The following is a 13116-nucleotide window of genomic DNA, read 5'->3' as shown; positions in this document are numbered from 1 at the left end:
TCGATGTAAAAAATAGAATGTAATTACTGATCTAAACCAGCTTGGGCGGCTGCCAGATGGCGATGGGAATTATTTCGAAATACGGATCTTTATAGAAAGCCGTGTGCGCAGCAACCACGAAATGTGGTTTCAATGCAAAATGAGGCGTTGTCAAAACATTTAAAACCTGACCGCAGCAGGCGCAAATGCAGAAGGGTGAGCAAATTTCCGAATGGTTTTCGTGATCCTGCTGCGTGTTGTTGTTAAAAGCCGTTTCGTAACGTTCGTCATCCATGCATTCCACCTCGTCGCCGCAGGGAAGCAGCGCCAGCAGGAGCATGTAAGCAGACAATATGATGGCCAGAAACTTCAAATGAATGTTTTGTTAAGCTAAATTTTCTTTCCCTGGATTCTGAAAGCGTTTAAAATTGCGAGCAAAGCTACACCAACATCCGCAAAAACCGCTTCCCAAAGCGTGGCAATGCCGCCTGCTCCCAGGATCATCACCAGCACTTTCACGCCCATTGCCGCCGAAATGTTTTGATATACAATGCTTTTGGTGATTTTCCCGACTTTGATGGCGGATGCAATTTTTAATGGCTGGTCATTTTGAATGACAATGTCGGCCGTTTCAATAGCGACATCCGAACCTAATGCGCCCATTGCAATGCCCACGTCTGCCAGGGCAATCACCGGCGCGTCATTTACGCCATCGCCTGCGAAAGCAATGTGTTTTCCTTCGGCTTTGAGTTGTTCAACGATTCTCACTTTGTCCTCTGGTAGCAAATTTCCATAGCTTCGGCCTATTTGCAGTTGTCCGGCAATGTGTGAAACAACGGCTTCCTTATCACCGGAAAGCATTATCGTCTCAATGCCAAGCTTTTTCAATTCAGAAACCGTTTCCAGAGCATCTTCCTTAATTTCATCCGCAATGGTTATGTAGCCGGCATAGGAACCATTAACAGCCACGGCAACAATGGTTTCGGCAATGTTGCCAAGCTCTTTTGGAAAGGAGACATTGAATTTATCCAGAAGTTTGAGGTTACCCGCCAGCAACAAATCCTGGCCGACTTTCCCTTTCAGTCCGTGTCCGGAAATCTCTTCTACTTCGGTTGGTTTTATTAAGGTTAAACCGGACGCATAAGCCACGACTGCCTTGGCGACGGGGTGCGTTGAATAACTTTCCAGTGAAGCTGTTTTTGAAATAAAATCTTGGCTATCCCATGCAGTTTCCACTTTCTGAACCTTAAAAACACCTTTGGTCAATGTGCCAGTTTTATCTGAAACCAGTGTGTCGATCTTGGTGATTACGTCCAGGAAATTGGCGCCTTTGACCAGAATGCCATTGCGCGAAGCCAGTCCAATTCCACCAAAATAACCCAGCGGAATAGAGATAGTGAGGGCGCAGGGACAAGCGATCACGAGAAAGACCATGCCGCGATACAGCCATTGGTCAAATACATAATTATTGACGAAAAAGTAGGGTAGGAGAATGATCAGCACGGCCAGTAGGAACACGATCGGCGTATAAATTTTTGCTAACCGGCTTATCAGCAGTTGCGTAGGCGCTTTCCGGCCCGTTGCTTCCTGCACCATTTCCAGGATCCGGGAAAGTTTGGAGTCCTTAAAAAGCGCCTTAACCTCAACTTCAACCGATTTTTCAGTGTTGATCATTCCGGCCAGCACTGGATCATTTTGGTTTTTTTGATCCGGAACTGATTCGCCCGTCAGGGCGGCGGTGTTGAAGGTGCCGTGAAGCGATTTCAAAACGCCGTCCAGGGCCACTTTCTCGCCCGCTTTGACAACAATTGTCTCGCCAATGGCGACGGAACCGGGCGTAACCTGCACATCATGGCCGTCCCGGATAACGGTTACTTGCTCAGGTCGAATATCCAGAAGCGCTTTAATCGAGCGTTTCGATCTGCTAACCGCCAGATCCTGAAACAGTTCTCCGATCTCGTAAAATATCATCACCGCAACGCCCTCGCTAAATTCCCCGATATAGAACGCGCCGATCGTTGCAATGGTCATCAACGTAAATTCGTTGAAGAAATCGCCCCGCATCACGCGCCGGAAGGCTGTCGCAATGGTTTTATTTCCAGCCAAAACATAGGCTGCCAGCATTAAAACAATTTCAACATTGCGGTTAATCCCGATATTTAAAATAAAGGTGAGGAAAAGAACGCCCAGCAAAAGCGTCAGACTCACCCAAAGCATCCAGCGACTTTTCAGCAAACTTTCATCCGCATTATTTCCGTGATCGTGATCATCGTGGTCATGATCATGACCACGATGATCGGAATGGTTGTGATCATGCTTTTGTTTTACCAGGATCTGCGGCTCGCCCGAGCAGCAATCCTTCGCATCATGATGTATATGCCCTTCGCTCGCGCCTAACTTCATCTTTTAAATATAAAAAGGGTAAATAATTCGATAGACCATCTCGGTTGTAAAGATCCCCGCCGACGCAACAAAGATAGCGCGCAACACCGTGCAACAGGGTTACAAGTGCTGAAAATCAGGTAATTGCAATGTTGTTGCAGGGTGTTTGGGTTTGTAATACTGGTCTCGTATAAGAGATCGTATTTTGTATCGTGCTGAATTTCAGCTGCAAAATTTGGATTGTTATAACATTATTATAACTTTGTACTATGTTAGTCAGAGTCCGGAGAATAGGGAACTCCCAGGGGGTTATTCTTTCAAAAAACATGATGGAACAATGCGATATCAAAGATCTGGTCAATGTTGAGGTTAAAGGAAATGCTATCGTTATTGAACCCGCCACACAAAGTCCGCGGGCGGGTTGGGAACAGCAATTTGAGCTGGCAAAAAAAGGAAGTGAGGAAGATCTGATGGAGGGTTTTTCTAATGATTTTGACGATTCCGAGTGGACATGGTGATCAAAAGATTTGAAATCTATTTTGTTTCTCTTGATCCCACAATTGGCAGTGAAATAAAAAAGTCGCGTCCTTGCGTTGTTATTTCACCCGACGAAATGAACCGCTCGCTTAATACGGTCATTGTTGCGCCGCTAACATCGACCATGAAGAAATATCCCACCCGAATTAATTGCACCGTGGCAAGTAAATCGGGCCAGATTGCGTTGGATCAACTCAGAACGGTTGATAAAGTTAGGCTTAGCAAAAAAATAGCGGTGTTGGATGCCGATACTGCTGATGGCGTGCTGGACATTCTAAAAGCATTGTTCGCTTAACATTCCAAAGATTTTATCAACGCACCCAGCCGCTTTAAACCTGCATCGATATGGGGTGTGAATGGTGATCCGAAGCTGATCCTGATGTAGTTGGTGAAGCGGGCGTCGGTGCTGAAAATCTGGCCGGGCGCTATGCTGACGTTTTGAAGAATTGCGGCTTCAAACAATTCGAAAGCATTGATTTTTGTGTTTAATTCAACCCATAGCACATAACCTCCCTGTGGCCGGCTGACTTGGGTGTCGGACGGGAAATATTCTGTGATTGCCTGAATATAGCGCAGGCTTTGCGTGTGAAGCGCTTTCCTCAATTTGCGCATATGGAGATCATAACGGCCAGTTTCGAAGAAATTTCCGATCGCTGCGTGCGTCGGCGTTGCGGAAGAAACGGTTTGCGTGATCTTGTTGCTGATTACTTTATCCCAAAATTTTCCCGGAATGCACCAGCCAACACGATAGCCCGGCGCCAATGTTTTGGAAATGGAAGAACACAGCATGACGAGCCCTTTTTTATCGAAACTTTTGCAGGTTTTAGGGCGGCTTTTTCCGAAATACATTTCTCCGTAAATGTCGTCCTCAATCAGCGGAATGTCCCGCGCTGCTAGCATTTCAACCAATTGTTTTTTGCGATTATCCGGCATTAACGCGCCTGTTGGATTTGAAAAATTGGGCACAAAAAGGCAGGCTTTGATCGGAACGGTTTGTAAGGATTTTTCCAAAAAATCAATGTCTGGCCCATCCTGAGGGTCGCTGGGCACTTCAAAAATCTTTAAACCCAAAATCTTGATTACATTGAAAATGCCAAAATATACCGGGCTTTCAATGGCAACGATATCACCGGGTTCGGTCACGGCTTTAAGGCAAAAAGCCACGGCTTCCATGCAGCCGTGTGTTGTTATAATGTCGTCGGCAGTAACATTGCCGCCCCAGTTGAAAGCATACCGGGCAATTTGTTGTCTGAGGTTGATATTGCCCGGAATCTCTTCGTATTGGGTGCAGCTTTCGGGACTTTGGCGGATTGCCTCCATCAATGCCTTGTTGAGTTTCGCAACCGGAATCAATTCCACCGGCGGCACGGACACGGAAAGCCTGACCATGCCTTCACCAGATAACGTCCGGTAAACCTGTCTGACCATCTCATCCACATCAATAGCTGCATGCGCTGTCGAAAACTGAGGAAATGCTTGCTTCCTGAGACGCTGAGCCGGTTTGTAACGTACGAAATAACCGGATTTAGGCCGCGCTTCCACGTAACCTTTGTTTTCAAGTTCAACATATGCCTTATATGCCGTGCTCAGGCTGATGCCTTGTTCCTTGCTCAATGCCCGGAGCGAGATGAGCTTATCCCCGGCTTTTAATGTATTATTTTCAATTTGCTGTTCAAGTCGCTCGGCAACTTGATTGTAAAGGAAATCATCCTTCCCCTCTGGTACAGTGACTTTCATTCGGAGAAAACAATTATGAGTCTGTTATGCCCAAAAATAACAAAACTGAATCTGTTTTTTACTTGTTATCATGAACAATTTTGCATCGCAGTTTAATTGTTCATTCGTCAGAACGCCGGGTCGCCGGGTCACCAGGCCGCCGGAACGCGGGGCGAAGGAATTTCTGAATTGAATTGTTACATTAGACTGCACCTAAAATGTATTAGCCATGGAAAATGAAATAATTGTCCAGCTTTTTGACAGAGATCTTAAAAAACTGCGGGACGAAATTGAGAAGTATCCTTCCGAGGAATCGCTTTGGGTACGGTTGCCTGGGACGATTAACACAGGCGGGAATCTTTGCCAGCATTTGATTGGCAATCTGAGGACTTATGTGGGACTCACGCTGGGGAATGTTCATTATGTAAGAAACCGCGATGCCGAATTTGCCGAGCGGCTTTTTACCAAAACCGAACTCATTGCAGAGCTGGACAAGTTACTGCCCATTGTTCTGAAATCTGTGGGCGAGCTGTCCGATGCGCAGCTGGGAAGCGAATATCCGCGCAATGTCCTGGATATGTTCCCCAACCAGACCACGGAACTGGTCCTGACGCATTTGTTAACCCATTTATCTTACCACCTAGGCCAGATCAATTACCACAGAAGGTGGATCTCAGCCGCAAATCCTGATCAATTTAGTTAAAGCACATTACAACGATTAAAATGAACATTGAATTAAAACATGATCTGGCACAACTCGACCAGATCCTGGAAGATGTAAAAAAGAGAAGTCTGGATTTTCTAACGCATCTGAATGATTTACCAACCTACGCGTCAGATCAGCAAACCAAACCTGAGGTGCTGGAAAAAGATGGGTTAGGAACTCCACAAACTCTGGAAAAGTTTCAGGAAAAATACCAGAAATTAATGGTGGCCAGTCCGGGACCGAGATATTGGGGCTTTGTAACAGGGGGAGCAACGCCTGCATCCATCGCGGGCGACTGGCTTACGGCGGTTTTTGACCAAAATACACAGGGCACAAAAGGGGCGGGTGATGTTTCGGCCATTGTTGAAAAGGAAACAATCCGCCTGTTATGCCAATTGTTAAACCTGCCAGAAGCATTTAATGGTGGATTTGTGACCGGAGCCACCATGTCCAATTTTAGCGGACTGGCTGTTGGCAGGCAATGGGCGGGTAAAAAACTGGGAATTGATGTTTCCAGGGAAGGAATGTCTTCGGAGATTGTTGTCATGGCTGCGACTCCACATTCGTCTGTCATCAAATCACTTTCTATGCTTGGGTTTGGTAGTAATAATTTGCTTAAAATCAATGTGTTGCCTGCAAGGGAAGCAATGGATATCGCCGACCTGGAAGCGAAACTGGTTTTACATAAGGGTAAATCCGTCATTGTCAATTGCAGCGCGGGGACAGTTAATACAGTGGATTTTGATGACATTGCTGCTATCGCAGCTTTGAAAAAGCAATACGATTTTTGGCTGCATATCGATGCTGCTTTTGGTGGCTTTGCGGCTTGCTCGCCGGCGAACAGCCACCTGCTGTCGGGGTGGGAGCAGGCGGACAGCATTACCATTGATTGCCATAAATGGATGAATGTTCCGTACGACAGCGCCGTGATTCTGGTCAGGAAGCAGCATGACCGGTTGCAGGTGGAAACGTTTCAGAATACCAACGCGCCTTATCTTGGGGACCCATCCGAAAACTTTTCTTATTTAAATTTCCTGCCGGAAAACTCACGCAGGTTTAGAGCCCTGCCCGCGTGGTTTGGGTTGGTTGCTTATGGAAAATCAGGATATCAATGGATTGTTGAAAATAGCATTGCGCGCGCAAAGGAACTGGGGGAATACATTGTTGAAAGTGCGTTCTTCGAACTTGCCGCACCAGTCCGGCTTAATGTAGTGTGTTTCAGACTCCTTAGTACTGACAGGACAATGGAGTTTTTGGATAAGATGAATAAAAGCGGCAAGGTTTTCATGACGCCGACCACATTGGATGGAAAAACTTGCATCCGGGCCGCATTCGTGAATTATCGCACAAGCATTGTCGATATTGCCATTGCGAAGAAGGAGATGGAGGCTGCCTATCATTTTGTGGTAAATCGTTGATAAGTTATGGGAACTATTACGACATGGAATTGGGTTTGGTTTTTATCGGGAAATATTTGGATTCAGATATTTTCTGCAAAGACCATAAACCCTTCTCCGTGTGAAAAAACTTTACATCCTCTTTGGGGCTTTGCTGCCCTTATGTGCTGATGCACAATGTCCTGTTGATATTGAACTGACAACGCAAGCCGAGGTTTCCAATTTTCAGGCCACTTATACGGACTGCACAAACCTCCCAGGAGACCTAACAATAACCGGCGCCGACATTGATGACCTGAGCAATCTGGTAACGCTTACAAATGTGGGAGGAAACCTGCTGATCAATGGTAATCCTTTGTTGGAGAATGTTACCGGACTGAACAATATCGTTGCCGTGGGCGGTGATTTAGAAATTACTGAAAATGAGGCGCTTGTCAGCTTGGAAGCATTAAGCAATGTTGCCCAGGTGGACGGGAGCCTGATCATTGGCGATAACGACTTGCTGACTGATCTCGCCGGACTGACAAGCATACATGACATTGGTGTTGACTTGATAATCGGGGCAAATGACCTGCTGACCACACTTTCGCCACTCGTCATTAATAGTGTAGGCCGGGATTTACAACTGGGTTTCAATGAAGCGCTGGTTAACCTTGCAGGGCTGGAAAATATTTCCACTGTGCCCGGTTTCGTAGAGATCATAGGCAACATTACTTTGGTAAATCTGTCCGGATTGAATGGCCTCACATCAATCGGCGAAGATCTTTATATTGATTTCAATGATAACTTGGTCAGTCTCGAAGGACTTGAAAACCTGAAAAGTATTGATTCTGATCTCTATATGGAGGAAAATAGCAGTCTGGTCAGCCTGGCAGGTCTGGAAGGGTTGAACACAATCGGCGATGACATTGAGATTGATTACCACGATGCGCTTGTTGATCTGAAGGGTTTTAGCGGGCTTACTTCTGTTGGCGGCGCGCTGATACTTCAAAACAACTTTGGCCTTGAATCATTGGACGGACTTGAAGGCATAACCTCATTTGGGGAGGAAATTTTGCTTTCCTTTAATCCCTTTCTGCAAAATCTGGACGGACTTTCGGGTGTAAAATCGATTGGCCCGCTGGGATTTGCATCCTTCCTATGCTTTTCATTAACGGACATTACAGGACTTTCGGCGCTGGAATCGATCGACGGCGATATGATCATTGTTGGAAATTCAAGCCTTATCAGCCTTGCCGGTCTGGAAAAACTGGAATCTATTGGTGATGGTACATCATTGATCATTGCTTCTAATCCGCAGCTGGAAGACATGCGTGCGCTTTCTGGCCTTACAACTGTTGGCACTTTAATCGTGGACGACAATGAGGTTTTGACAAGCCTGGCCGGATTGAACAATCTGGTTACTGTAACGGATTCTTTGTCCGTGTCGGCCAATGCGTTGCTCGAAAATCTGGATGGTCTGGAAAACCTGAAAACGATTGGCGGCAGTGTAACAGTCATTCAAAACTCGCTTTTAGCCTCCCTATCAGGCTTGGGCAAACTTGAATCCATTGGCGGCGCTTACCTTTGGATCTCAGAAAACCCGGAGCTGGAAATGTGCGCAATTCCGCCGGTATGCAGCTATCTGTCCAACGAAACGCCTGAATTGCTCGACATTTCGGCCAACAAACTAGGATGTAATTCTGAAACAGAAGTATTGGACGCCTGCGCTGCACTTCCGGTAACATTGATTGGTTTTGAGGTCAAAAGAGAACATCATACTGCCTTGCTTTCATGGTCCACAACCGTGGAAACCAACAGTGATTTTTTTGCTGTGCAACACAGCTCCGAAGGCAGGAACTGGCAAGTTATCGTCACAGTGAAGGCAAAAGGTGAAAGTGTTTCGGTGCAGCCTTATACATTCAGCCATCATGCGCCGGTAAATGGTGACAATTTTTACCGGTTAAAAATGATTGATAATGATGGTTCCTACGCTTATAGCCGGATTCATAGCCTTCATTTTGCCAATTTGCCTGAGATTGCTTCCATTTTCCCAAATCCCGTATTCGAAAAACTGTTTGTCCAGGTTGCGGAAGGAACTGCTATTGAAAAAGTTGAAATTTTCGATGTGCTCGGAAAAGTCTCTTACCTGGCGGATTTTGAACAAAACAAGAAAACTAAATCGCAGTTGCAGATAGGACATTTACCAACGGGCCTTTATCACGTCACACTAACCGACAGCAACGGGAAAAAAGAAACGAAAAAGATCATTAAGAAATAGGCGGAAGCGCGATTTTCGAAGCAAATGTTGCCTGAGCCTTCGGCAGCCGCTAGTTAACCGCGAGCTTCCGGACCAAGCTCCGCCCATTTACCGTGACTTTCAAAAGATAAATTCCTGCGGCCACGTTAGCGGGTAAAAATGGCACTGGCGATTCCGTCAGTGTCATTTTCTTTTCTTCTAAAATCCGCCCCGAAACGTCCATCAATATCACTTCCGCTTTTAAAGATGCCCGTTTCGCCAGCCGGATTTGCATTTGGCTCGCCGAGGAGGGGTTAGGGATCACCTCAATGTCAAATGCATCGACGGCAGGATCAGCTGCCAGGATAATCTCTTGCAAACGGATGGAAGTAATGGCCGAATAGCGGAGACGCCCATCCAGCGCCACCATTTTAAGCCGGTAATAAATCGTTTGCCCGAAATCCAGCTTCGGGCTTTGCTCATCTTTGAAACTATAATTTTTGCTTACCGTTGAATTTGGCCCGCCTGCGACCCGACCAATTTCCGCCCATTTCAAATCGTTCTGAGCACGTTCGATGAAAAAATGAGAAAATTCGTTTTCAAATTCGGTTGTCCAGCTTAGTGTAACCACATTAGCAGGGTCGGCAGCGCGTGAAAAAGCGATGAGCTTAACCGGTTCCGGCTGGGTAACTTTTACGTGAAAAATATCATTGATGCAGTTCTGCGCATCTTTCACATGAAAGTCGGCAGTTTTATCGGGCGACACAGTTATCGAGGAAGTTCTGGCACCCGTATTCCACACATGCTCGCCAATAAAAGAGGATGTCAGCTCAATGCTTTCTCCTGCGTTGATCTCAACCGTTGTTTCTTTGTTTACGTCTTTTTCTATCGTGAACTGGTCATAAATCACGCCGTCCAGCCCGATCCATTTGGCATCGAGCCGGTTACCTTCCACTTCCAGCACCATCCCGCCCGAACGGTCCGCATCCGAATAATACATGGCTTTATGCGGAAACCCGGCGGCTTTCGAACCCAGCTGGCCCGCGGAACCCGAAACCACATACACCGTTCCCTTGCTGGAATCGGACTTTTTAAAATACGGACAAGATTGCGAGGATCCATCATATCTGCCCGACGAATTGCTGAGATTATGCTTCACCGGATCGAATGTATCCGCTTTATCATAATGTCCCTGGATCAGCCGCGAGCGTTCGTACACGTGGCTATGCCCGCAAAGGATCAGATCCACACCATTCCTTTCCAGGATTCGGATGAAGTTTTCCCGGATTTTGATCAGGTCACTTTCCGTTTCCGAATTGCGCGAACCCTGGGAATAGGGCGGATGGTGCCAGTAAGCCACTATCCAGTCCTTGTTTTGGTTTGCCGCCAGATCCTTTTTAATCCATTGAACCTGCCTCCCAAGCGTGTCGTACAACCGCGTCGCCTGATCTTCTTTCCCGTAAGAATCCAGTGAAAGAAAATGCACATTACCGTAATCGTAGGAATAAAAAGCCTGCGATTCAGATGCTACACCACCCGCTTCGCCCTGCGTGGGCATGGAGAAAATGTTGTAATAGGGCACATTGTGGTCGTTCTGCCGGTCGAAATTATCATTATTATAATCGTGGTTTCCTGGCGACGGGAACACGGGATTTTTCCGTAGAAACGCGTATTTATAGTGGTTGAAAAAATTGGATTGATATTCGGCGTCCTTTCCGAAAGCATAAGCATTATCACCCAGCAGCAACAATGCATTCATATAGTTTTCTCCCAAATATTTGGAGATGCTTTCACGCACCATTCCCTGCGTTGCCGAGTTCGTTCCGCAGTCGCCAAGAACGCCAAACCTGTATTTCCCTTTCGCGCCCGGTTCGGGTGCTGTTTCAAAATAATTTTCCAGGTCGCCTTCCAGCACTTCGCTGGCATAACCGATCGAGTAATAATAACGAGTGGCCGGAGCAAGCCCCGAAAGCTGGACCGCGTGCTCCGTTTCCTTTGCGGAAAGCTCCGTGCTCATTGTTAAAGCGGAAGGCGCGAGGCCATATCGGACCATGCTCGTAGTGGCTACATCGGTTCGCCAGCGCACGATCATGCTTGTGGAAGTGGCTACTTGCAAGTAAGGTCCGCGCAGCAGTGTCGTCTGCCCATAGGCAGCCGTGATTATGCAAAACAGGAGGGGCAGAAGTAGATTTCTCTTCATATTTTATCGGTTAGGGCATGTAAAAATGCGATAATGTCTTTCTTTTCCTGATCCGTCAGGTTGAGTGGGAGGGGGGAAAGCGTTTGTCGGGGTAAGTCCAGTCCCAAACCGGCGCCTCCGCCTTTATCATAAAAATCAATTACTTTTTCAAGGGAATTAAATGCGCCGTTATGCATGTATGGCCCGGTTACCGCCGCATTTCTCACAGTCGGCGTTTTGAATGCTGCCTCGTAATAAGGAGTGACCCGCACATCCATCCGACCATTATCCAGGTCTTTTTTTGGATTTAAAAGATCGTCAGTAGCAGTTGTGCCAATGACCTCGAATTCTGTCAGCGCATAAAATGGCGGGATCAAGCCATTGAAGAGCGGAGCAAAGTGGCAGGTCCCGCATTGTGCTTTGCCCATAAACAAGTTAAAACCGCTGACCTGAGCGTCTGTTAAGGCATGCTGATCTCCGGCTATATAGCGGTCGAAATCGGAGTTGTAGGGGTTCAAAGTTTTGATAAAAGCAGCCAGCGCGGTATAAATTTGCTGTTCGCCAGGCTTTTTTTCTTTTCTTGTTTTAGGGAAAGCTTTTTTAAATAAACGTTTATAGGATTTGTCTTTGAGCAAAAGTTTCATGCTCTGCGCCGGGATCGCATTCATTTCCGAGGAATCGCGCAGCACGGTTTCTATTTGGTCTTCCAATGTTTTTGCCCGCCCATCCCAAAACTGATTTTGCTGAGCCGCCGCATAAAATAGCGATGGAGCATTGCGTCTGACTTGCGTATGCGGATGAAGGCCAATGCTTTTGGGCAGACCATCAGTAAAATAGTTGGCGGGGTTATGGCAGGAAGCACAGCTTTTGGAACCGTTACCCGAAAGACGCGTTTCGAAAAACAGCTTTTTGCCAAGTTCAGCCCGCTTTTCTGTGAGATCTTTATCATTCATCGAATCCGCCGGTTGTAAAGCACCCGGGCTGAACATATGTCCGGCATCGTAACGCAGCATGCCGGGCGACACGGAATCGAGCTGCATTTCGCGGATCATTACATTCAAGTGCTTTTGAAGTGGCAAAGCATAGGCTTTAAGAAATTTCAGCCGGTCAAACGAGTCAAACTCGGGGTTGTTTTGAAGGAACCATATAGAATTCCCCAAATAGTGGAAGACGCTGTCCTGTTTATTTTTATCTAGATAGGGTTTCAATGTGAGGGCAATTGTCTCCATTGCCACAGCCGATTCCCAAATACCGCTTTTCAACATGGGCGCGTCAAACCCGGTAATTCCCAGTGCTATAATGCGAATGAGTTCCAGCCTTACCGCAGCGAGAACTTGTTTATCACTGGTTTCGAATTTGTACAAAAGCGCGTGCAGATCGTTCGCAGCATTGCTTAATAATTCAGCCTGAACGAGCAATTCTTTATTGGCATCAATGGTAATGCTGTCAAATAAAATCGCTTCCATGTACTGCATGCCGGCGGGTTCCATGTATTCCAGATGCGGCTCTTCGATCTCGTTTTTGGGCGGGCGGTTGTAAATTCTGGATGAGGTAAAAAAGAAATGTTCGAGAAAATATTCAATCCGCTTGTAAGCTAACCGACTATAAATCAGCTTTGTTTTTGCGATGTCAATGGTTCCAGGCTGGTTGGGGTCTATGTTCCGGATCGCTTCTGAAAGGTCTTTAAGGCTTAGCGCGTAGGATTTCGAATCCACTTTAAACCGCGCCACGCTCTGCTCCACGCCAATCGTTCGCGGGGAATGTTTTGCGGAAAAGGCCAGGACAATAAAAGAGGCGAAAAAAAGGAGAGTAAAAGTTTTGCTCATTGGCAAAGGATTCGTTTTGCTACCCTAATATTACAGAGAAAAATCAAATTATCCTGCGTTGGAAGCCCAGTTGCGTATATTGTTATGCGTTCCGTTTTGTGATTGTCCTAATTTCGCAGGAAGCGTCTGGCATAGTAATTTATAGGACGGCCTGAAATTGATCCGTTTCAAGCACT

10 protein-coding genes are annotated in these 13116 nt (G+C 46.6%); 5 read left to right on the top strand and 5 right to left on the bottom strand.

Features of this window, described 5'->3' with window-relative positions; genetic code table 11:
- Positions 1–31 precede the first annotated feature (31 nt).
- The gene (locus NFI81_RS07400; protein WP_234613160.1) at positions 32–352 is read right to left on the bottom strand and encodes a DUF6660 family protein; all 321 of its coding nucleotides are present in this window, start codon (positions 350–352) and stop codon (positions 32–34) included.
- A 17-nt stretch (positions 353–369) separates the two neighbouring features.
- Positions 370–2382, bottom strand: a complete 2013-nt coding sequence (locus NFI81_RS07395; protein ID WP_234613161.1) for a heavy metal translocating P-type ATPase — start codon at positions 2380–2382, stop codon at positions 370–372.
- A 305-nt stretch (positions 2383–2687) separates the two neighbouring features.
- Here NFI81_RS07395 and NFI81_RS07390 point away from each other — a divergent pair, with 305 nt between their 5' ends.
- A complete protein-coding gene (locus NFI81_RS07390; protein WP_234613163.1) occupies positions 2688–2879 on the top strand; it encodes a hypothetical protein in 192 nt (63 codons plus the stop codon).
- Positions 2873–3193 carry a type II toxin-antitoxin system PemK/MazF family toxin gene (locus tag NFI81_RS07385; protein ID WP_234613164.1) on the top strand — a complete coding sequence of 107 codons (321 nt, stop codon included), beginning with the start codon at positions 2873–2875 and terminating at the stop codon, positions 3191–3193. Before NFI81_RS07390 ends, NFI81_RS07385 begins: the two co-directional genes overlap by 7 nt.
- Here NFI81_RS07385 and NFI81_RS07380 read toward each other — a convergent pair.
- Positions 3190–4635 carry an aminotransferase-like domain-containing protein gene (locus NFI81_RS07380; protein WP_234613165.1) on the bottom strand — a complete coding sequence of 482 codons (1446 nt, stop codon included), beginning with the start codon at positions 4633–4635 and terminating at the stop codon, positions 3190–3192. The two genes, NFI81_RS07385 and NFI81_RS07380, sit on opposite strands and share 4 nt — an antisense overlap.
- A gap of 208 nt (positions 4636–4843) precedes the next feature.
- On the opposite strand from NFI81_RS07380, the gene NFI81_RS07375 reads away from it, so the two are divergent.
- From NFI81_RS07375 to NFI81_RS07365, 3 genes are all read left to right on the top strand, one after another.
- Positions 4844–5317, top strand: coding sequence for a DUF1572 family protein (locus tag NFI81_RS07375; protein WP_234613166.1), 474 nt, complete (start codon positions 4844–4846; stop codon positions 5315–5317).
- Between the two features lie 20 nt (positions 5318–5337).
- Positions 5338–6738, top strand: coding sequence for a pyridoxal phosphate-dependent decarboxylase family protein (locus NFI81_RS07370; protein WP_234613167.1), 1401 nt, complete (start codon positions 5338–5340; stop codon positions 6736–6738).
- Positions 6739–6838: 100 nt separating this feature from the next.
- Positions 6839–8977, top strand: a complete 2139-nt coding sequence (locus NFI81_RS07365; RefSeq protein ID WP_234613168.1) for a T9SS type A sorting domain-containing protein — start codon at positions 6839–6841, stop codon at positions 8975–8977.
- 49 nt (positions 8978–9026) lie between these two features.
- Here the strand turns inward: NFI81_RS07365 and NFI81_RS07360 are convergent, their stop codons facing one another.
- Together NFI81_RS07360 and NFI81_RS07355 are read right to left on the bottom strand one after the other, a co-directional pair.
- Positions 9027–11135, bottom strand: coding sequence for a metallophosphoesterase (locus tag NFI81_RS07360; RefSeq protein WP_234613169.1), 2109 nt, complete (start codon positions 11133–11135; stop codon positions 9027–9029).
- Positions 11132–12940, bottom strand: coding sequence for a cytochrome-c peroxidase (locus tag NFI81_RS07355; RefSeq protein ID WP_234613170.1), 1809 nt, complete (start codon positions 12938–12940; stop codon positions 11132–11134). The genes NFI81_RS07360 and NFI81_RS07355 overlap by 4 nt, the downstream gene beginning before the upstream one ends.
- Positions 12941–13116: the final 176 nt, after the last annotated feature.

The sequence above is a fragment of the Dyadobacter fanqingshengii genome (genome assembly GCF_023822005.2).
Lineage (GTDB): Bacteria > Bacteroidota > Bacteroidia > Cytophagales > Spirosomataceae > Dyadobacter > Dyadobacter fanqingshengii.
Note: the sequence above shows the minus strand (reverse complement) of the source record. Positions and strands in the feature narration are given on the sequence as shown.